The organism is Yokenella regensburgei, from assembly GCF_051486985.1.
GTDB lineage: Bacteria > Pseudomonadota > Gammaproteobacteria > Enterobacterales > Enterobacteriaceae > CBFFRJ01.
This window is the reverse complement of the sequence record NZ_JAHVDV010000004.1, coordinates 1-20,744: the sequence shown is the minus strand read 5'-3', so window position 1 is coordinate 20,744 and position 20,744 is coordinate 1. Positions and strand designations below refer to the sequence as shown.

Genomic DNA, 20,744 nt, shown 5'->3' with positions numbered 1-20,744 from the left:
CATAATTTTCTATAGCCTCCCTGAGTAATACCCGTGCGAGTGTCAGCCAACTGAAGAAAAACCCGATGGCGACCGCCAACGCAGGTGCGGGTTACCCTGTTGCGATTCTCAAGCGTAATCAGCCTGTGTTTTACTGCATCAGACAGCACGTTATAAAAAAATGCTTGAACTCCTGGACGACAATAAGCTGATTCGCCTGGTGAAAGAACGTGATCAGCAAGAACTGGTCGATATCGATCTGGATAAATACTTATGAGATATCGCGTTAAGTTCAGGAAGGACGCACTTCGGGAAGGGGAAAAACTCGATAACGCTATTTAGCAGCAGTTCGCCAGAAAACGCCAAAAATGTCCTGAAAACCCGCACATACCCTCAGCAAGGTTAAGAGGCTTACCTGTTTGCTATAAAATCAAATTACGCGCATCAGGTTTCAGGCTCGTTTATCAGGCCATTGAGGATGTTTTGGTCATTGCAGTGGTTGCGGTAGGAAAACGTGAAAACAGTGAAGCCTGTATCCTCGTCAGTGAAAGGCTGAGATAAAACGCGCCCCGCATCAGCAGGGCGCATTCGGGCTTAGAAGGTTTCCCAGTTGTCTTCGCCGCCGGTAGCTTTCGCCATCAGTGGTTTAGACAAGTTAGGTTTGATCAGCACCGGTGCAGCCGCTGTTTCGCGGGTAATCCGACGGGTGCGGAACACAGCAACGGCCTGCGTCAGACGGCTGGCCTGCTCTTCCAGTGCGGCGGCGGCCGCAGCGGACTCTTCTACCAGCGAGGCGTTCTGCTGCGTCACACGATCCATTTCAGCTACCGCCAGACCCACCTGGTCGATACCACGGCTCTGCTCATCAGAAGCAGAGGCGATCTCGCCCATGATGTCGGTCACGCGGGTTACCGCGCTGACGATTTCATCCATAGTTTCACCGGCGCTTTCTACCAGGGTTGACCCCAGTTCAACGCGGCTCACCGAGTCCTCAATCAATCCTTTGATTTCACGGGCAGCCTGCGCACTGCGCTGGGCCAGGTTACGCACTTCCCCTGCCACCACCGCAAAGCCACGGCCCTGTTCACCGGCTCGTGCTGCTTCAACGGCGGCGTTCAGTGCCAGGATGTTAGTCTGGAAGGCAATGCCGTCGATCACGCTGATGATGTCAGCAATTTTCTGGGAACTGGCGGTAATGTCGCGCATGGTCTGCACCACGTTATCCACCACCTTGCCGCCTTTCTGCGCGGTGCCGGAAGCACTGAGCGCCAGGTGGCTTGCCTGACGGGCGTTTTCGGCGTTCTGTTTCACCGTTGCGGTCAGCTCTTCCATGCTGGCAGCGGTCTCTTCCAGAGAAGCGGCCTGCTGTTCCGTACGGGAAGAGAGATCGTTGTTACCGGCGGAAATTTCGCTCGCACCGCTGTAAATCGCATCAGCGCCGTTACGCACATCGCCCACGGTACGCACCAGCTCGCTCTGCATATGGCGCAGACTTTCTGCCAGTTGTCCCATTTCGTTCGTGCCGTGAACGTTGATGGTTTGTTCCAGATCGCCACCCGCAATATGACGGATGTTTTCGATGAGGTGGTTCATCGGGGCAATCATGCCGCGTTTAATGCCCATCCATACTGCCAGGATCACGAACATCACTACCAACAGAACCGTAATGATTATCCACACGGCAGTAGAGTAGGAGCTGTTGCTCTCTTCTACGGCGATAGCATAGAGGCGATCGTTTTGCTGAAGGTAATCCAGATAGGGTTTCTCAAAGGCGTCCTGGTAGCCCTGCGTCGGCTGGTCGAAGAACTCATTGATTTTACCTGCGCCAAGCAACTGGATCAGCTCCGCCAACGCATTATGGTAAATATCATAAGTGCGATTAATTTCGGCAGCGGCTGACTCATTCTGACGCGGGTCACGTGGGGCGGATTGATACGCCTTCCAGTTGATTTCCGCCTGCTTGAGAGAGGTGCTGGCGATCTGCATCAGGTCATTCACGGTTGCACCGCTGCCAATCTGATTCTGATCCATCATGTAACGGATCCCGGCGCGGTTGAGGGTATTACGGGTTTGCAAAAGCGCGACCCAGCTGGCGTTCAGCGTGGATTGCTGTTGACGAATCGTTTGTAAAACGGTGAAGTTTTCTTTGTCGTGCTTGAGTGCGTTAAAGAACAAGCCGCCAGAGGTAAGTTGCAAAAGGCCAAAGAGTCCCAGTACCACAAGTAAACTGGTGACAAGTTTCATACGGTTTAACATGTTTTTCCATCCCTTATCCAGACATCAACTTTTCGGCCTGGAAAGCGAAAACTTTAGAGTCGGGTTGGCTAAAAGCTGATTGTTTACATTAATCATTTTGCATAACACCCCGTTAAGACCGTCCAGAGAAACCGGAAAACCAGCGCAAAGCCTCGTGATCTGCATCACACATTTTTAACCGCTTAAACCGGTATAAAACCGCTTACCCCTTGGGCTGACCGCTTACCCCCGTTTTCCTGCCACTTACCCAAATCCCGCCCTTTTCAGGCTTGTAATTTGTCATGATCGCCACCAGCAAAATCGACTTTCAACACATCAACCTTCACTCCATTTTTCTGTTAATCAGGTCTGATATGGATACTAAAAAGCTATTCAAACATATACCTTGGGTGATCCTCGGCATCCTCGGTGCCTTCTGCTTATCCGTCGTTGCATTACGCCGCGGTGAGCACGTCAGCTCGCTGTGGATTGTGGTTGCCTCCGTCTCTGTTTACCTTGTGGCCTACCGCTACTACAGCCTCTACATCGCGCAAAAAGTGATGAAGCTGGACCCTACGCGTTCCACGCCTGCGGTCATTAACAATGACGGTCTGAACTACGTTCCCACTAACCGTTACGTCCTGTTTGGTCACCACTTTGCGGCTATCGCCGGTGCAGGCCCGCTGGTGGGGCCGGTTCTGGCTGCGCAGATGGGCTACCTGCCGGGTACGCTGTGGCTACTGGCAGGGGTGGTACTGGCTGGTGCCGTACAGGACTTCATGGTGCTGTTTATCTCTTCCCGCCGTAACGGCGCTTCTCTGGGTGAGATGATCAAAGAAGAGATGGGCCGTGTACCAGGCACCATTGCGCTGTTCGGCTGCTTCTTAATCATGATAATCATCCTCGCCGTACTGGCGCTGATTGTGGTGAAAGCACTGGCAGAAAGCCCGTGGGGTGTGTTTACCGTCTGCTCTACCGTGCCGATTGCGCTGTTCATGGGTATCTACATGCGTTTCCTGCGCCCAGGCCGTGTGGGTGAAGTGTCCGTGATTGGTATCGTGCTGCTGGTGGCATCCATTTACTTCGGCGGCATCATCGCTCATGACCCGTACTGGGGCCCGGCGCTGACCTTTAAAGACACCACCATCACCTTCGCACTGATTGGCTATGCGTTTATCTCTGCGCTGCTGCCGGTATGGCTGATTCTGGCACCGCGCGACTACCTGGCGACCTTCCTGAAAATCGGCGTTATCGTCGGCCTGGCGCTGGGCATTGTCATTCTGAACCCTGAGCTGAAAATGCCGGCGATTACGCCGTATATTGACGGCACCGGGCCGCTATGGAAAGGTGCACTGTTCCCGTTCCTGTTTATCACCATCGCCTGTGGCGCGGTCTCCGGCTTCCATGCCCTGATTGCCTCCGGCACAACACCGAAGCTGCTGGCTAACGAAACCGATGCCCGCTTTATCGGTTACGGCGCAATGCTGATGGAGTCTTTCGTCGCTGTCATGGCGCTGGTTGCAGCTTCAATCATCGAACCGGGCCTCTACTTCGCCATGAATACCCCGCCTGCTGGCCTTGGCATCACCATGCCTAACCTGCATGAAATGGGTGGCGAAAATGCAGCCATGATCATGGCGCAACTGAAAGACGTCAGCGCACATGCGGCGGCGACCGTCAGCTCCTGGGGCTTTGTTATCTCCCCTGAGCAGATCATGCAGACTGCCAAAGACATCGGTGAACCTTCCGTACTGAACCGTGCCGGCGGCGCGCCGACACTGGCGGTAGGTATCGCTCACGTGTTCCATAAAATCATGCCGATGGCTGACATGGGCTTCTGGTACCACTTCGGTATTCTGTTTGAAGCGCTGTTTATCCTGACCGCGCTGGATGCAGGTACCCGCGCGGGCCGCTTTATGCTGCAGGACCTGCTGGGTAACTTCGTTCCCTTCCTCAAGAAAACCGACTCTCTGGTGGCAGGTATCATCGGTACTGCCGGTTGCGTAGGTCTCTGGGGCTATCTGCTGTATCAGGGTGTGGTTGATCCGCTGGGTGGCGTGAAGAGCCTCTGGCCGCTGTTCGGTATCTCTAACCAGATGCTGGCTGCCGTGGCGCTGGTACTGGGTACCGTGGTGCTGATCAAAATGCAGCGCACCAGATACATCTGGGTCACCGTGATCCCGGCATTGTGGCTGCTGCTGTGCACCACCTGGGCACTGGGTCTGAAACTGTTCAGCGCCAACCCGCAACTGGAAGGCTTCTTCTTCATGGCTAACCAGTACAAAGCGAAAATTGCCGCAGGCGGCGCTGATCTGACTGCCCAGCAGATTGCTAACATGAACCATATCGTGGTGAACAACTACACCAACGCGGGCCTGAGCATTCTGTTCCTGGTGGTGGTCTACAGCATCATTTTCTACGGCATCAAAACCTGGCTGCAGGTGCGCAATAACACCGTGCGTACTGACAAAGAAACGCCATATGTGCCGGTGCCGGAAGGCGGCGTGAAAACCGCTTCACACCACTAAATCGGCAACCCTAAAACCCCGCTTCGGCGGGGTTTTTAAGTGAGCCACACAGGCGTAATTGGCGCAGGCAATTTGAACACGGACAGCGCGGAAAACCGGAGCGTACACGTAGTACGTGAGGATGTTGAGCACTGCCCAGGTTCAAAATGGCAAGTAAAATAGCCTGCACCCCCGGGCTTTATTCGTTATCTGGAACTAATAATGTTTGGTAACTTAGGCGAAGCAAAAAAATACTTAGGCCAGGCGGCGAAGATGCTGATTGGCATTCCGGATTACGACAATTACGTTGAGCATATGAAGGCCAACCATCCGGATAAACCCTTTATGACCTACAACGAATTCTTCCGTGAGCGTCAGGAAGCACGCTACGGCGGGAGCGGCGAAGGCGGCGTACGCTGCTGTTAATGGAGGCAAGATGACACCGATTGCAGTCACCCTACTTACCGGCTTTCTCGGCGCAGGCAAAACCACCCTGCTGCGCCACATTCTCAATGAACAGCATGGCCTGAGGATTGCGGTCATCGAAAACGAATTCGGTGAAGTCTCCGTCGACGATCAGCTGATTGGCGACCGCGCCACGCAAATTAAGACCCTGACCAACGGCTGCATCTGCTGTACCCGTTCTAACGAACTTGAAGACGCGCTGCTAGACCTGCTCGACAGCCTTGACCGTGGCGACATCGCCTTTGACCGTCTGGTGATTGAGTGCACCGGTATGGCCGATCCCGGTCCCATTATCCAGACCTTTTTCTCCCATGAAATTCTCTGCCAGCGCTATCAGTTGGACGGCGTAATTGCACTGGTCGACGCGGTACACGCCGACGAGCAGATGAACCAGTTCACCATCGCTCAGTCCCAGGTGGGCTATGCCGACCGCATTCTGTTGACCAAAACTGACGTGGCAGGCGGGAGCGAAAAGCTGCGTGAACGCCTCGGCCGCATCAATGCCCGCGCCCCGGTCTACACCGTTATTCATGGCGATATCGATCTGGCGCAGTTGTTCGACACCAATGGCTTTATGCTCGAAGAGAAGATCACCGCCACACCGCGCTTTCATTTTATCGCTGATAAACAGAATGACGTCTCCTCTATCGTCGTGGAGCTGGATTACCCGGTAGATATCAGCGAGGTGTCCCGCGTCATGGAAAATTTGCTGCTCTCTTTTGCGGACAAGTTACTGCGCTACAAAGGCATGTTATGGATTGATGGCGAACCGAACCGCCTGCTGTTCCAGGGCGTGCAGCGCCTCTACAGCGCCGACTGGGACCGCCCCTGGGCTGATGAAACCCCACACAGCACGCTGGTGTTTATCGGTATTCAGCTACCTGAACAAGAGATCCGCGATGCTTTTGCGGGGCTGAAAGGCACGACGTCTGAAGCATGATGATAAATGGGCCTTTCGGCCCTTTTATCACCTATGCCTGTTCAAACAATTCTGAATGCGTGCCTAAATCGGTAAACACGACCTGATGTTTGCCGTGTTCAACTTTATAGATCAGCAAATAATCACCACCGATATGCAGTTCTCTAAAACCTTGCATATTTCCTGCTAAGGCGTGGTCATTGTCGTGCGCGGGCAATGGGTTGCCTGACAGAACCATCGTCATTACGGCGGCAGTTTCATGCATATCTCTGCGCCCTGCTTTGTTATAGCGTTCCCAGGCTTTGATAAAAGATCGGGTGTAATCCTATCGAAAGGGCAAGCTAGTCCGTCTGCTTTTTACCATCATTCAGGCTGTCCATTAGCTGCTGCGCACTCTCAAAGCGTCCATGCTGGTGCGTGATAATTTCATCTGCTTCGCGCATTGCGGTTTGCAGACGGGCATTCGGTTTTTGGGTGACTTCAAAAGGCAGCCCTTCATTTTTGACAATTTGCTCAGCGAACAAACAGATAGCTACGCTCCAGCTCAGGCCGCAATCTTCAAGCACTAAACCAGCACGCTCTTTAAGCCCTTTGTCGATCCGCGATCGAATAACAGAATCCATAGATCCTCCTCATTTTGTAGCTACGCTGTAGCCACAAAGCAGGCTTAATAAAATCCGAATAAGTTAAGCGCCAGTAGATCCACTCAACGTGGTATCGCTTAGCGGGTTATTACTCCCAACCGTCACAATCTCAACGTCAGGCTCATCCAGCGCTTCCACAATCAGCGCCATGCGCTCATGTTCGAAATCACGATGGGCAAGTTCCAGTTTCGGCAACTCTTTATTGACCTTCTCGGAGAGTGTGCCAAAGCGCTCCACCTTGCCGTACAGCCCCTGATTCCCCACCAGCGCCGTCACGGTCTGGTTGTACTGATTACTGGCGGTAGTCAGGGTGCCGCCGAGCTTACTTAAGCGTTCGGCCACCAGACAGACGTTATTGAAGATTTCCCCAGCGCGTTCACTGATTTCCCGCGCCTCGCTGTTGCTGCGCTCAATCATCCACAGATTGGAAACGGTACGCAGGATAGGGATAAGCGTCGTGTGGGAGACAAGCACGATGCCCTTACTATAACCGTATTCAAACAGCCCTTTGTTGGTTTTCAGCGCTTCAATGTAGGCCGCTTCGACAGGCATAAACATCAGCACAAAACTGGGGCTGCGAATGCCCGCCAGGTTGGTGTAATCCTTGGAGGCCAGATCGTCGATGTGGCGGCGCACCGCCATTATATGGTCGTCCATCGCCCTCACCTGCGCCTCCGGTGTTTCAGCAGAACAGACTCGATCGTAGGCATTGAGGGAGACTTTGCTGTCAATGATGATGTGCTTATTGTCCGGCAGACGAATCAGGTAGTCAGTCTGCTTACGGCGCCCCTCCTCATCTCTGAAAGCACTCTGCACTTCGAAATGCGCTTTTTCTACCAGCCCGCTCATTTCAAGCGTGCGACGTAGCTGTGCTTCACCCCAGGCACCCCGCTGCTGGGAGTCGCCCTTCAGGGCAGTGGTCAGGTTGGTGGCCTCCGCGCTCATCTGCAGGCCAATCTCCAGCACCTTTTTAATCTCGGCATTCAGGTCAGCGTTGCCGCGAATCGAGGCATCATGCACTTCGTTGATCCGCTTCTGGAACCCCTCAATTTGCTCGCGAAACGGTTTGAGCATGTCGTCAAGGCTGGTTTTACTGGTGGTGGTAAAGGTTTTACCCTTCTCTTCGAAGATTTTATTGGCGATGTTTTCGAACTCACGCGAGAGGGATTTTTTGGTCTCATCCAGGCTGGCAAACTGCTCGCGGAAATGCTGCTCGCGCTGCGTCAGGGTGGTTTTCAGCTCGGTATAGTCGTGGTCAAGCTGTGCTGACAGACGACGTTCATCCGTTAATTGATCTTCTGTTTTTCCCAGACGCTGGAGTAATTCTGCCGTTCGCGATTTGAGGTCATTAATCTGCTGGCGAAGCACGCTGGTCTCTACGTCCAGTTGGTGCTTTTCATTGCGTAGCGCTTCGGCTTTCCCTTCCTGCTCACGCAGCCCTTTTTTCGTCGCTGCCAGCGCGTCTTCGGCCTGATCGTTGTCGTGTTCAAGGGCGGCAATTTTTTGTGCGAAAGTCATCTTTGTCAGCAGCCAGCCAAAAACGCCCCCTGCCAGCGCAGCCAGCACGGCAGCCATTATCGTGAGTGTCATGTCAGTCATTCCTTTCTCCCTTGTTTCTGCGACTACCATACCCGTGGCGCATCAGGATGCAATCATTGCTTATGCGGCCTGCTCGGCTTTTCTTCCTCGCCCCTTTGGGGAGAGGGCCAGGGTGAGGGGGAATAATCCGCTTTCTGTTGCACCTTGAAAATTCTGCGAAATTCGCCGCCCGGCTCTATGCTTAACACCATGGACAAACTCACTGAACTCAAACGCGCCAAACGCCTGGCGCTTTCATTACTGCTGATTGCTGCAGCGGTTTTTGTCGTCACTCTGTTCCTGCCACCCAGCTTCTGGGTGAGTGGGGTCAAAGCTATTGCCGAGGCGGCAATGGTGGGGGCGCTGGCAGACTGGTTTGCCGTGGTGGCGCTGTTTCGTCGCGTACCCATCCCGTTTATTTCACGCCATACGGCGATTATTCCGCGCAATAAAGACCGGATTGGCGACAATCTCGGCCAGTTCGTGCAGGAAAAATTCCTTGATACCCAATCGCTGGTAGAACTGATTCATCGCCACCAGCCCGCGCAGATGATCGGGGCCTGGTTCAGCCAGCCGGATAACGCCCGCCGGGTGGGACAGCATCTGCTGCAGGTGATGAGCGGCTTTATGGAACTGGCCGACGACACGCGGATCAAAAACGTGCTCAAACGGGCCGTGCATCGCGCCATCGATAAGGTGGATTTAACCCAGACCAGCGCCTCGATGCTGGAGAGCATGACCAAAAACCAGCGCCACCAGGTACTGCTCGACGCCCTGATTGGCCAGATGATGCAGCTGTTGCAAAAAGAGAGCAGCCGGGAATTTATCGCAAGCCAGGTGGTACGCTGGCTGAAAACGGAACATCCGCATAAGGCGAAAATCCTGCCTACCGAATGGCTGGGCGATCAGAGCGCCGGGATGGTCACCCGCGCGGTCAACACGCTGCTGGACGATGTCACCCACGACAGTGCGCACCAGATCCGCCGTGCTTTTGACCGCGCCACACTGAAGCTTATCGATAACCTGAAAAACGATCCGGAAATGGCGGCCCGTGCCGACAATATCAAACAGTATCTGAAAGAAGATGAGGCCTTTAACCGCTATCTTGGCGAAATGTGGGGCGATCTGCGTGACTGGATAAAAAGCGACATGCAGTCCGACGACTCGCGCATCAAACTGCGCATCACCGAAGCGGGGCTGTGGTTCGGGGAGGCGCTACTGGCTGATGAGGCGCTGCGCACCTCCTTGAATGGGCATCTGGAACAGGCGGCGCACAGCGTCGCGCCCGATTTTGCCACCTTCCTGACCCGTCATATCAGCGATACGGTAAAGAGCTGGGATGCGCGCGACATGTCACATCAGGTCGAATTGAATATCGGCAAGGATCTGCAGTTTATCCGGATTAATGGCACCCTGGTCGGCGGCACTATTGGCCTGGTGCTCTATCTGCTGTCACAACTCCCTGCGTTACTGACACTCCCGGGCGGATAAAACCAGCATATTTGCATCGACATAAAATTTGCCTGCTCGCACACTGACTGTGATTGAGCCGTAAAAGGAGCGTGTGATGTCATGGAAAACTGATTTTTTTACCCGCTACGGCGGGGCCTTTATCTTCCCGATGGCGCTGGTGCTGTATGACTTCGCCGCCTATCTCACCACCGATATGATCCAACCGGGCATCATTCAGGTGGTACGCGATTTTGACGGTGACGTTAGCCTTGCGCCGCTTTCTGTAAGTCTCTACATGGCGGGGGGAATGGCGCTGCAGTGGGCGCTTGGCCCGCTCTCCGACCGCATTGGCCGTCGCCCGGTCCTGCTCACTGGCGCACTCATCTTCACCCTCGCCTGCATCGCCACTCTGTTTACCACCACCTTCGAGCAGTTCCTGGTGGCGCGTGTCGTGCAGGGCACCAGTATCTGTTTTATTTCGACCGTGGGTTACGTCACCATCCAGGAAGCGTTTGAGCCGACCAAAGCAATTAAGCTGATGTCGATGATCACCTCCGTGGTGCTGCTCGCCCCGGTGATCGGCCCGCTTAGCGGTGCGGCCATTATGCACTTTGTACACTGGAAGGTTATCTTCGCGGCGATCGCAGCGATAGGCTTTATCGCCTGGCTTGGGCTGGTACTGGCGATGCCAGAAACCGTGCAAAAGCAGAGTGAGCCTCTGCGTGCAAAAAGCGTGGTGCGTGACTTCTGCGCCGTCTATCGCAACCCGCGTTTCCTCACCGGTGCGGCCACCCTTGCCCTGTACTATATTCCGCTCATGACATGGGTCGCCGTGTCGCCGGTTATCCTGATTGACGCAGGCGGCATGACTACCGCAGAGTTTGCCTGGGCACAGATCCCGGTCTTTGGCGCGTTGATCGCCGCCAATATCGTCATGATGCGCTTTGTTAAGGATCCGACCGATCCACGCTATGTTCGCCGTGCAATACCGATCCAGCTTGCCGGGGCGATCGTGCTGGTTGGCGGAAATCTTCTCTCTCCCCATCTCTGGTTATGGTCAGTCATGGGCACCAGCATTTATGCCTTCGGGATCGGGCTGATTTTTTCCACGCTTTACCGTTTCACACTGTTTACCAACGACCTGCCCAAAGGCACCGTCTCCGCCTCGCTTAATATCGTCGTGCTCAGTACGGTGGCTGTTGCCATTGAAGGGGCGCGATGGCTGTGGTTTTCTGCCGGTGGCCGTCTGCCGTTCCATCTGCTGGCGCTGGTGGCCTGCTGTGTGGCGGTATTGTGCCTGCTGAGTCTGCTGCGCCGGGTACGGCAGTATGAACAGAGTACGGAGAGCGCATGATCCTGTGACGAATCCATAGCGCCCTCTCCCCCTAAGCCTCCATCGGGCAAGGAAACAGGGGCGCTACTGCTCCTCAACTACAAAGCGCGTCGCCTCAAAGCGGTTTAATAAAAGATGCATCAGAAAGACCAGCGTCAGCGTGCCCAGAAGCGCTACCGTGACTGACACAATGCGGTAGAGATCGCTGAAGACCAGATCCGTATCCGGGTGCAGGTTCTGGCCGAACATAATGCCGATGGTGGTCACGCTGGCAAACCCGACGCCAGCCCCTACTTTTTCCATGACGTGCAGCCGCGCGCTGAACGCCAGCCCCAGGCCAATCAGCGGCATCATCAGCAGCATATGGCTACTGTGGTTATAGAGTATGAGTTGCACCAGCAGAATATAGAGACAGGCAAGCATCACCCCCACCACGCGCCAGATGGAACTCATCACCGCCCCGCGATAATGCATCGGGAAGAGGATCAGGATCCCCGCCATTAGCGCCGACAGGGAATCACTGAGATCGCTGAGCTGGAACACCACGAAGATCATGGTCGCCACGCTACCGGAGAGCAGGGACTCATGGCGCACGCGGGCATCGCTTTTTTCAATTCGCGGTGGCGGCTGACGAGGGGCGAGATCCGGGATCAGGTAATTCATTAACGCGCTGAGCATTACCGCTATCACGCTGGCTTCAATATTGGAGAAGATAAGCGTGTGCCAGTCGCTGGTCGGGTAGCTCATAAAGTTGAGCATCGTGCTCTGACACACGACGCCCGCAGAACCAAAGAGGAAGAGTGGCCCTTTGCTCATAAAACGGAAACGCATGACGTAGAGGCCAAATACCACCAGCGTCATGATCACCGGCCATTTTGCTAAAAAGCCAATGATCAGCACCATCTCGATACAGTTGATCACCGCACTGAAGATGAACTGCTTCGCCACGTGACGGTTAAAGACCGGCACCAGCGAGAGCAACATCACCGGATAGACGACGTAAAAGACGCCGTAGCTGGTGTTATAAAAACTCGACATACTGAGCGCAAGCATCCCGGCGAACACAATCCGCAAGGTCTGACGAAAATCATTTGCCGTATAGACAATGTTGCCGTGCGGGGTGAAAACCCGCGCCAGGGTATTAATAGACATAGTGCAGCCAGCTCACCAGGTGGATTTGCAGACCCGAGAAGAAGCGGGCAAACACGCCTTCACTGTTATAAAGCTGGACAGTGGCGCGCGCCCCGGTCGGCAGGTTGGGTGGCAGCGGATCATTGAGTGCAACATGAATGCGCATGCGCTGTGCGTCACGTACCCAGCGGTTGGACGTTTCCGGCTGGGACAGGGCCCCGTTCACCGCTTCCTGACCTGCCAGCACACCGGCATCGCTACTGGTGACGTGCGCGGGGAAAACCTGTCCAGGCAGAGCATCAAAGACCACTGCGGCATCCGTTCCGGGGTGGGTATGGCGCAGGCTTTTCTCACGGAAATCCGCCACGATATCGGCGTTGTCATGAACCAGTGCCAGGGCAGCACTGCCGGCTGCGGCATAAAAACCGGGGCTTAACTGAAGGTTACTCACCTTACCGTCCATCTCCGCCCGCACCTTTGTCCAGCCAAGGTTGAGCTGCGCCTGCTCGAGGCTGTTCTGGTACTTTTGCAGCGTCACGTTACGGCTGTCGTCACGTTCACCACGCTGGATGATGAGGGCACGAATGCTGGCATTGAGGTTATTGACCGACTGTACGCTGCTCTGCCAGGTGGTACGGACGTTATCGAGATCCGATTGCGAGACATTTTGCATCGCGCCCAGACGCTGGTAGCGATCAAAGGTCACTTTGTTGTTCTGCGCGGTAAGCTCGGCCGTTTTCAGACTCGCCTGCGCAGCTACAATCTGCGCATCCAGTTGCTGGTTGGTCAGCTTTGCCTGGGCCAGGGCGATTTTTGCCGCTTCGACCTGATTAACAAAGGGCGTGGCGTCCAGTTCAAACAGCAGGTCACCCTTTTTTACCTGGCTGTTGTTTTGCACATGCACTTTTGCAACATACCCCGCCACCCGTGATGAAACCGGCGTGACAACACGCATCACCGTGGAGTCCGGCGTCAACGGGATCCAGATATCGGCAACGATAAAATAGACAAACATCAACAGGAAAGAGGCAATACTGACCCTTACCCAGCGGGCAAATTTTTGTTCTGGTGTCATCATGATTTATTGTGTCTTGTTATCTTCACTACGCATTACGCGTAAATTGCAGGCGATTTGATTCAACGTGGCGCTGAAAATGTCGAGATTTTCCGCCGGGATGTGTTGCGCAGCGCGTTGCTGGCAGGCCTCGATTACGCGGGTAATTTTCTCCAGCATAACCGTGCCTTCCTGGGTCAGTGCGAGCAGGCGGATGCGCTTGTCATAAGGCGATATCGTACGTGCTATCAGCCCCTGCGCTTCGAGGTGCGAGAGGGTGCGCATTAAAGGCGGCAGTTCGATGCCCTGCACTTCTGCTAACTCACTCACCGAGACGTTATCCCCTAACTGACGAAGCTGCATCAGCACCGTCCAGCCGGACTGCGTCAGCCCCGTATCTGCCAGCGCGTTATCGATGGTCGCACGCCACTGGCGCACGATCATCGCCATCCGCATCCCCAGCGGCCGGCGGGCAAACAATTCATCTTCTGTCACGGGAGGCTCCTCATTTAAGGCTGAGGAGAATAATAGTTACCAGGGTAAGTATCAAGAAACGACGGTGAGAAACAGCATGGAATGCGAAAGGCCGCGCGACTGCGGTCCGGAGGGTTTTTTGTGCATCACGCGCAGCAGGGGATAACAAAAAAGCGCATTCAGACAAAGCGGGTTACCTTTGCCGGGGCTTTTCAGCCATCCCATCGCCATCAGTTCAGATGGTCACACCATCCCCCACATCTCTCGTAACCACCCGGCACGCCCGACAATCGCTGGTATCCCCTCCTGCTCCCAGAAACGCAGTGAGATATGGCCGCTGCTCATGCCGCCACGGCTGAAACGGGTGATATAGACAGCGTCGCTATCCAGCATCGTGCTGTTAGTGCGCGCCAGCACAAGATTACGCAGCAGGGCGGTGAGCTCTTTTGTGGTCGCGGGCAGGGGAATACGCGTGGTGGATTTGCGCAGTTCCATCCATAGCCAGGGGTCACCGCGTAGCCCCCACCGCTCATGTTCCTGCACCAGCAGATCGCCAATGGTGGCCCAGTTCCGCTCAAGCGGAATGCATGATTTTTGCTGCTCAAGCTCAAGGAGTTCTGGCAGGAAGATGTTTCGCCAGTAGTCCGTATTTACCCACCAGTGGGGCGGAATTGAGGCAGGGGAAGTATAAGGGGCCGCAATATCCGTACCCGTCAGCGCTAAAAATGCGGCATTAAAACGCGCCTTCGCCGGGGAGCCGGGCGCAACGCACTCTTCATCGCTCAGGAGCATCACCAGATTGTCCATCAACAGCAGATCGGGATAGGCCATGTTTTCCGGTAACCCCCGGGCGAAAATTTTGCGCATTAACTGCGCGAGCGTACGGGGAGTCGGATCGAGGGCAAAGTGGAGATCGGGCCGCTGCTTCTGTTTTTGCAAGGCAATGTCATACGGCGTTTGCTGCGTGTCTCTGGTCTTCAGCTGCGTGTTTGCGCCAAGCCGGAGCAGACCACCAATGGTTTCCAGCGTTGCCCCATGCCAGGCCGCCTGATGCAGCGCCGAGTAGCCTTTCTCAGGCGAGGTGTGATTTATCAGGGCAGGAAACTGTTCGAGAAGGCGAAATACGGCCTCCCACTCTCCCAGAAAAGCCTGATGAGAAAGCTGCTTCGAAGCGAGCAGCAGCGCGTCGTCCATACTGTCTCCTTGAGTCCATCATCGCGACCGGTATGGTCAATTCTATCTCCACTTTTTGGAAAAGGTACAGCGCCCCGCGCCGTCTGGCCTGAATACGCGATGCCTGGCGTTCAGGAATCGTCAGCCGTGTGCCCGGCTATTACGCGGATGGAGTGCATGCGAGGTGATGCCAGGGTGGGGGAGATAAGCATGGCACCGCTGCTTAACCGAATGAATGCTTAACAAGCAAGCAGAGATGCCATTATCAGGATGATGGCTTACTCCGGTGTTTTCACCTCGGCGACAAAGGAGGGGAGATCCCAGGTACCGCCTGCGCGGATGTAGCGGCACATGCCGGTAGTTGACCGGCTGGATTGCACAAAGGCTTTGCCGTCCCAGACCCATTCCGCTGAAGACCAGCAATCGCCAATACCCCGTCCACGCTGACCCAATGAAATCAGGCCATCGCTATAGTCGGAAGCGGAGTCAGTCACCAGTACCGGCGTGCCCTGCATCTTGCTGTCGGTCACCCAGAAGCCATAGCCTTCGTTGTAGGCCGCGCGCCAGCAGAGGGCGGAGATCAGTACATGGCTCTCATTGAGGGGGGTAAGAGTGATGTCGTTATCTCCCTCTTCTGCGTTTTCATCCGGCGTTTCCAGGCGATCGCATCCGCTGTCTTTATTCAGGGTGGCGATGAGTTTGGGCTTCAGGGCCGCCACTTCCGCCTCAGTCAGGGTGCGCTCCGGCGCCTCGCTCACTTTTGCGGCCTGGATGACCGGTGCCGGCACCGGGGCAGTTACGCCGCTTTCGGGTTTGTCCCCTTTTTTGCTCAGCGCGCCAGGAGTGCCAACACGCCCCTGCACGTCATCCATTTTCAGCAGAACCGCAGTCGCGCCATCGCCGGAAAGGATAAAGGGTTTCGCCCCGCCTCTGAACTCCACTTTCCCGCTGCCTTTTACCGCCGCGATCAGTGCGCTGGTTTGCGCATCAGAGAGATGCCAGGTATCGCTGTCCTGCGCTTCCACCTCCCCCCGGTCCGTACCATCAACCCATAACGTCAGCTTCGGCTGCTGGACAGTTTCATCTGCTTCCATTTCCGCCAGCACCACGTCTACGGTGACCGGCGTGTCAGCGCCCGCTTTGCGCGTGAGCAGCACGGACCCTACGGAGCCACCGGCCACCTCTTCTTCCTGGCTATAACCGGCGGCACGGCAGGTTAATGTGTTGTCGCAGACCACTTCCCAGTCTTTGTGGTTGAAGGCGGTGCCACTGTCGTCCGCCAGCACTGGCGCACTGAGGGTCGCCATCATCAAAACTGCGGCTTTGTAACTGTTATTCATGCCGTTTCTCCGTAATCAGAATCACGGACAGTGTGAAGAAATTTGCGTGGCTGGAGAAGTGAATTTTTGCGGAAAATCTGAGGAGAAGCGGTTTATTTTTGCTCCCGCCTGTGCTGCGGGAGCAAAAGGAGAAGAATCAGTCCAGATTCAGCTCTTCATAGCTTTTTACCACGCGGGAGACAATCCCGTAATCAATGGCTTCCTGCGGGTTCATCCAGTAGTTACGATCCGTATCCTGTTTCACTTTTTCCACCGTCTGACCGGTAGCCTCAGCGATAAGACGGTTCACGCGATCCAGCATGCGGATGATCTCTTTGGCTTCGATCTCAATGTCGCTCGCCTGACCACGCACGCCGCCCAGCGGCTGGTGGATCATAAAGCGGGTGTTCGGCAGCGCGTAGCGGTGCTCTTTCTTCGCTGCAAGGAAAATGGTGATCCCGGCGCTGGCCACCCAACCGGTACCAATCACATGCACTTCCGGCTTGATGAACTTAATGATGTCATGGATGGTGTCCGCCGCTTCGACATGCCCCCCCTGACTGTTGATGTAGATTTTGATCGGCGCATCGCTGATGCCCTGTAACAGCAGCAGCTGCGTGACCACTTTTTCAGTCAGCGTCTGGTTGATTTCGCCGGAGATGATAATAGAGCGTGAATCCAGCAGTTTCTGCTGCATCAGTTGCGTCACATTGCCGCCTTCGCTCTCTTTTTTCTCGTCGTCCTTACCGCCCATAAAATGCATGTTGTGTCCCCCGTAATGGTGATGGCATTAAGCATAGTCTACGCCAGAAAAGGCGGAAATTAACAAGATGTTATCTTCGCCCTCTGGGGGGATCAATAACCGAGGTCCTGACGGCGTAATCCTACGTCTTTCAGTTGCTCATCACTTAAGCGACTCAGCACCTTACGGGTGTGGTGCCGTTGCCATTTTTTTACCAGCCAGTTCCAGGTATGGGTGAACAGTAAAAACGGTTGTTTTGACGGGTTTTCAAAGAATTCCATCGCGTCTCTCCTCTCTCGCAGAGCCTTATCTTCGCCGGAATTCACCCTCACAATACAGATTCAGAAATCACTTTTCTTTAACATACAGATCCGCTAAAACCTTATCTGAAAGGCAAAACGTGGGCAATTCTGTACTGGTTTTGAAATCTGTATGGTGGGTATTGGGGATACAGCATGACGCGTTATGAAAATCTGGCTACGCTTTTAGCCGAGCGTATTGAACAAGGGCTCTATCGCCACGGTGAGAAGCTTCCTTCGGTACGCAATCTCAGTCAGGAGCATGGTGTGAGCATCAGCACCGTGCAGCAGGCCTATCAGGTGCTGGAAAAGCTTCAGCTTATTCGCCCCCAACCGCGTTCCGGCTATTTTGTTGCCCCACGCAAAGCGCAGCCGCCGGTGCCCGCCATGTCGCGCCCGGTACAGCGCCCGGTAGAAGTAACCCAATGGGATGAAGTGCTGACGCTGCTGGAAGCCCGTGGCGATCGTGAAATAGTGAACTTCGGCGGCGGTTCGCCGGATGTGACCCAGCCGAGTTTAAAACCTCTCTGGCGAGAGATGAGCCGCCTGGCGCAACATCATGTTCACGACGTACTGAGCTACGATCCGCTGGCCGGGCAACGGGAACTCCGTATTCAGATCTCCCGCCTGATGCTCGACAGCGGATCGTCTGTCGATCCTGACGACATAGTCATCACTAACGGCTGTCATGGTGCGCTGGCGATTGCGCTGTTGTCCGTCTGCAAACCGGGCGATATTGTCGCCGTCGAATCGCCCTCGTTTTACGGCACCATGCAGCTACTGCGCGGGTTCGATATTAAAGCCATTGAGATCCCGACCGATCCGGAAACCGGGATCAGTATTGAAGCGCTGGAAATGGCGCTGGAACAGTGGCCGATCAAGGGGGTGATCCTGGTCCCCAACTGTAATAACCCGCTGGGTTTTATCATGCCGGAAGTGCGCAAAAAGGCGGTGCTGGCACTGGCTCAGCGCCATGATATCGTCATTTTCGAAGACGACATTTACGGCGAACTGGCCACCCACTATCCCCGCCCGCGCACCATAAAATCTTTCGACATTGATGGCCGGGTGCTGCTGTGCAGCTCGTTTACCAAATCTGTCGCACCTGGCCTGCGGGTTGGCTGGATAATTCCAGGGCGCTACCGTGACCGTGTACTGCATATGAAATATGCCGCCATCGGCAGTAATGTTCCGTCAACTCAACTGGCGGTAGCGGCTTTTATTCGCGATGGGCACTATCACCGCCATGTGCGGCGCATGCGTCAGATTTATCAACAACATCTGGAAACTTACACCTGCTGGGTGCGTCAGTATTTCCCCTGCGAAATCTGCGTCACGCGCCCGCAGGGCGGATTCATGTTATGGATCGAACTGCCGGAGACGGTAGATATGCTTTGTGTGTCGCGCCAGCTCTGCCGCATGAAACTGCAAATTGCCCCCGGCTCGCTGTTTTCTGCATCCGGAAAGTACCGCAACTGCCTGCGAGTTAACTGTGCGATGCCCCTGAGCGATAAAAATCGCGAGGCGATTCAAAAGGTGGGGGAAGCGGTGCGTATTGCGATGGAGGAGGGGTGAAATAAAGGCCCTGAATACTTTCTTCAGGGCGCGATGACGAAACACTCCTGTGACTCATTCTGAAATCAACGTGTTTATATTTTTTGCATCACTACTGGTTATAGTTGAAGGGTTGCAATGTGTCACCGTCCAGATAGATGGTAACCTGATTCGTTCTGATGTAAAACTTATTGCCACTTCGTTCACTTTTCAGTCCTGTAAGATAGATAAATGTACTAAAGGATTTTTTATCCAGGTCACATACCGCTCCGCCTGACTCTATGTAACTGACATTTTTTTCAATTTTACAGTGATATTCCCAGTCTAATATTGAAAACATCGCCTCGTTGATGTTCTGCTCCTGAAACCAGTTTTCAGTCACCACTTGATATTCGACTGAACCAATGTTGTATCGCCGGTATCCTGAAGGAAATGCATAGGCCTCATTCAGGTTTGATGAAAATGTAAAGGTGCCACCGGCTGGAACTTCTTTCCACTCATCCTCAATATCATAACGACATTCCATGGAAAGGAAATTTAGTAATATCCCCTCAGAGGTTATGGAAAAAGCATCACTGCAAAGTGGATGAAAATTATTTTTTTTCTGTTCTGCCAACCTACTTTTATGTACATAATAAGGGGTTGTGCTTTTGTTTTGAAAAACCACATGCGCCTGTAGATATTTATTGTTTTTGTTTACATCTAACTTCACATAAAGCTTTTGCCTTTCCTGAGATTTTTTATTTTCAAAATCACTTATTTCAAATCTCGGATAAACTCTGTCATTTATGCGATTACTACCTGAAAGATAGAAATATGGCCAAATAGCTGGCTTGTCATGCTTTACTCCATCCCATATTAGAAAACCATATCCATAGCGGGTTAACAACATTTCTTCACTTGCATAGCATATTGCCCCATTGAAGATAATGAAAATTGCCAACACCAATCTTCGCCATAAACAAAAACACATAACCTATCCTTTATTTTGCATGTTTCATAAATTACAGCTTGCGATAATTTATCGATTTCTTAGGGTGCCAATCACTGGCACTCTAATAGATGCCTTCTATTATTTTCATTTCTTCCTCTGTCAGATTTAATTCAAAATAGCGTTCAATATTGTAGGCGCTTTTAAAAACATACTGGCTGTTCTTTTTCACAAGATCATTTGCTTTAAGCAGGTAACCAGTTTCATTTTTGTCTTTCGTGTCAATTGGGATGTCATCCGTACCCATTCCGCCATACTCTCCATTATTACCATGCCGATAAAAATGTGAAAGCTCATGGCAAAGGGTTGAGACCTGAGAATACTGCCCTGTTAGAGGCTTACACACAAATTTCTGGAATATGTTTACCGTTAAGGTTTTGCTGTACAAATCAGGGTGTAGGCCCATTGTCTGGTCAGCAGACACACTTGCGCTTGCTTTGCTATCATCAGTTTTATTAATAAAACTCCCCTGTCGGATGTCATTACTGTTAACTCTGTTTTCGAGGTTCATTTTTTCGCAAATAAATATCATTCTGTCGACGCTTTTTTGCATAAAGAGATAGGCGGTGATATTTTCATTTTTTTCAATGTAGGGATCTCTGGGTGATTTCCGATCTCGTTGTTTCGCTCTTTCCTTTTCTGCCTCGCTGTCAATAGTGATGATCACATCATGCCTTACTCCAAAGATTTTAAAAAAATCTTTCTGCTGTTCTATCCCCCACTTTTCCTCGGATAAATCATCCCGTCTTTTTTCCAGCACCATCAATGTCGCTTTCAGCGCTTTTGTCATCATTCTTTTAAACTGGTTGGTGACTTTCACCTCTTGCACACATTTTTTACTTTTAATCGTTACCGCTGATGAACTCTTTTTTTTCTCACTCATCGACGCCTCCTT

At 53.4% G+C, this 20,744-nt stretch carries 18 protein-coding genes and 3 pseudogenes; 8 read left to right on the top strand and 13 right to left on the bottom strand.

Going from position 1 to position 20,744, the window contains the following annotated elements; translation table 11 throughout:
• The first annotated feature begins 65 nt into the window (after window positions 1-65).
• Window positions 66-256: pseudogene (locus KXR87_RS04415) on the top strand (type II toxin-antitoxin system Phd/YefM family antitoxin).
• A pseudogene (locus KXR87_RS04410) lies at window positions 253-540 on the top strand (type II toxin-antitoxin system RelE family toxin). Before KXR87_RS04415 ends, KXR87_RS04410 begins: the two co-directional pseudogenes overlap by 4 nt.
• A 33-nt stretch (window positions 541-573) precedes the next feature.
• Here the strand turns inward: KXR87_RS04410 and tsr are convergent.
• Window positions 574-2,223, bottom strand: coding sequence for a methyl-accepting chemotaxis protein (tsr, locus tag KXR87_RS04405; protein ID WP_437431209.1), 1,650 nt, complete (start codon window positions 2,221-2,223; stop codon window positions 574-576).
• Window positions 2,224-2,588: 365 nt separating this feature from the next.
• Between tsr and KXR87_RS04400 the strand changes: the two genes are divergently transcribed.
• The 3 genes from KXR87_RS04400 (at window position 2,589) to yjiA (ending at window position 6,126) form a co-directional block, all read left to right on the top strand.
• A complete protein-coding gene (locus KXR87_RS04400) occupies window positions 2,589-4,742 on the top strand; it encodes a carbon starvation CstA family protein (protein WP_437431049.1) in 2,154 nt (717 codons plus the stop codon).
• Between the two features lie 201 nt (window positions 4,743-4,943).
• Window positions 4,944-5,147 carry a YbdD/YjiX family protein gene (locus KXR87_RS04395; RefSeq protein ID WP_437431048.1) on the top strand — a complete coding sequence of 68 codons (204 nt, stop codon included), beginning with the start codon at window positions 4,944-4,946 and terminating at the stop codon, window positions 5,145-5,147.
• A gap of 10 nt (window positions 5,148-5,157) precedes the next feature.
• Window positions 5,158-6,126 carry a GTPase gene (gene yjiA, locus KXR87_RS04390; RefSeq protein WP_437431047.1) on the top strand — a complete coding sequence of 323 codons (969 nt, stop codon included), beginning with the start codon at window positions 5,158-5,160 and terminating at the stop codon, window positions 6,124-6,126.
• A gap of 31 nt (window positions 6,127-6,157) precedes the next feature.
• Here the strand turns inward: yjiA and KXR87_RS04385 are convergent.
• The 3 genes and pseudogenes from KXR87_RS04385 to rmuC form a co-directional block, all read right to left on the bottom strand.
• Window positions 6,158-6,418, bottom strand: a pseudogene (locus tag KXR87_RS04385) (type II toxin-antitoxin system RelE/ParE family toxin); the annotation flags it as partial.
• Between the two features lie 28 nt (window positions 6,419-6,446).
• The gene (locus tag KXR87_RS04380) at window positions 6,447-6,728 is read right to left on the bottom strand and encodes a type II toxin-antitoxin system RelB/DinJ family antitoxin (RefSeq protein WP_437431046.1); all 282 of its coding nucleotides are present in this window, start codon (window positions 6,726-6,728) and stop codon (window positions 6,447-6,449) included.
• Window positions 6,729-6,791: 63 nt separating this feature from the next.
• Entirely contained in the window at window positions 6,792-8,348 is a 1,557-nt protein-coding gene (gene rmuC / locus KXR87_RS04375; RefSeq protein WP_437431045.1) for a DNA recombination protein RmuC, read from the bottom strand.
• A gap of 189 nt (window positions 8,349-8,537) precedes the next feature.
• On the opposite strand from rmuC, the gene KXR87_RS04370 reads away from it, so the two are divergent.
• Window positions 8,538-9,818, top strand: a complete 1,281-nt coding sequence (locus KXR87_RS04370; protein ID WP_437431208.1) for a DUF445 domain-containing protein — start codon at window positions 8,538-8,540, stop codon at window positions 9,816-9,818.
• A 76-nt stretch (window positions 9,819-9,894) separates the two neighbouring features.
• Window positions 9,895-11,133, top strand: coding sequence for an MFS transporter (locus KXR87_RS04365; RefSeq protein WP_437431044.1), 1,239 nt, complete (start codon window positions 9,895-9,897; stop codon window positions 11,131-11,133).
• A gap of 63 nt (window positions 11,134-11,196) precedes the next feature.
• Here KXR87_RS04365 and KXR87_RS04360 read toward each other — a convergent pair whose 3' ends face one another.
• The 7 genes from KXR87_RS04360 to KXR87_RS04330 form a co-directional block, all read right to left on the bottom strand.
• Window positions 11,197-12,264 (bottom strand): DUF2955 domain-containing protein, encoded by a 1,068-nt coding sequence (locus tag KXR87_RS04360; RefSeq protein WP_437431043.1) that lies wholly within the window; start codon window positions 12,262-12,264, stop codon window positions 11,197-11,199.
• Window positions 12,254-13,321: an HlyD family secretion protein gene (locus KXR87_RS04355; protein WP_437431042.1), complete on the bottom strand. Its 1,068-nt coding sequence runs from the start codon at window positions 13,319-13,321 to the stop codon at window positions 12,254-12,256. Before KXR87_RS04355 ends, KXR87_RS04360 begins: the two co-directional genes overlap by 11 nt.
• A 3-nt stretch (window positions 13,322-13,324) precedes the next feature.
• A complete protein-coding gene (locus KXR87_RS04350; RefSeq protein ID WP_437431041.1) occupies window positions 13,325-13,792 on the bottom strand; it encodes a MarR family winged helix-turn-helix transcriptional regulator in 468 nt (155 codons plus the stop codon).
• A 222-nt stretch (window positions 13,793-14,014) separates the two neighbouring features.
• On the bottom strand, window positions 14,015-14,965 hold the full coding sequence (locus tag KXR87_RS04345) for a hypothetical protein (RefSeq protein WP_437431040.1): 951 nt from the start codon (window positions 14,963-14,965) through the stop codon (window positions 14,015-14,017).
• 257 nt (window positions 14,966-15,222) lie between these two features.
• On the bottom strand, window positions 15,223-16,284 hold the full coding sequence (locus KXR87_RS04340) for a DUF1176 domain-containing protein (protein WP_437431039.1): 1,062 nt from the start codon (window positions 16,282-16,284) through the stop codon (window positions 15,223-15,225).
• Window positions 16,285-16,420: 136 nt separating this feature from the next.
• On the bottom strand, window positions 16,421-17,026 hold the full coding sequence (locus KXR87_RS04335) for an ATP-dependent Clp protease proteolytic subunit (protein WP_437431038.1): 606 nt from the start codon (window positions 17,024-17,026) through the stop codon (window positions 16,421-16,423).
• Window positions 17,027-17,118: 92 nt separating this feature from the next.
• Window positions 17,119-17,286 carry a DUF1127 domain-containing protein gene (locus tag KXR87_RS04330; protein ID WP_437431037.1) on the bottom strand — a complete coding sequence of 56 codons (168 nt, stop codon included), beginning with the start codon at window positions 17,284-17,286 and terminating at the stop codon, window positions 17,119-17,121.
• Window positions 17,287-17,460: 174 nt separating this feature from the next.
• Here KXR87_RS04330 and KXR87_RS04325 point away from each other — a divergent pair, with 174 nt between their 5' ends.
• Window positions 17,461-18,879 carry a PLP-dependent aminotransferase family protein gene (locus tag KXR87_RS04325; protein ID WP_437431036.1) on the top strand — a complete coding sequence of 473 codons (1,419 nt, stop codon included), beginning with the start codon at window positions 17,461-17,463 and terminating at the stop codon, window positions 18,877-18,879.
• A 91-nt stretch (window positions 18,880-18,970) separates the two neighbouring features.
• On the opposite strand, the gene KXR87_RS04320 is transcribed toward KXR87_RS04325, so the two are convergent.
• Together KXR87_RS04320 and KXR87_RS04315 are read right to left on the bottom strand one after the other, a co-directional pair.
• Window positions 18,971-19,804, bottom strand: coding sequence for a hypothetical protein (locus tag KXR87_RS04320; protein ID WP_437431035.1), 834 nt, complete (start codon window positions 19,802-19,804; stop codon window positions 18,971-18,973).
• A gap of 109 nt (window positions 19,805-19,913) precedes the next feature.
• Window positions 19,914-20,744, bottom strand: an 831-nt coding sequence (locus tag KXR87_RS04315; protein ID WP_437431034.1) for a hypothetical protein, incomplete at its 5' end; no start/stop codon positions are given.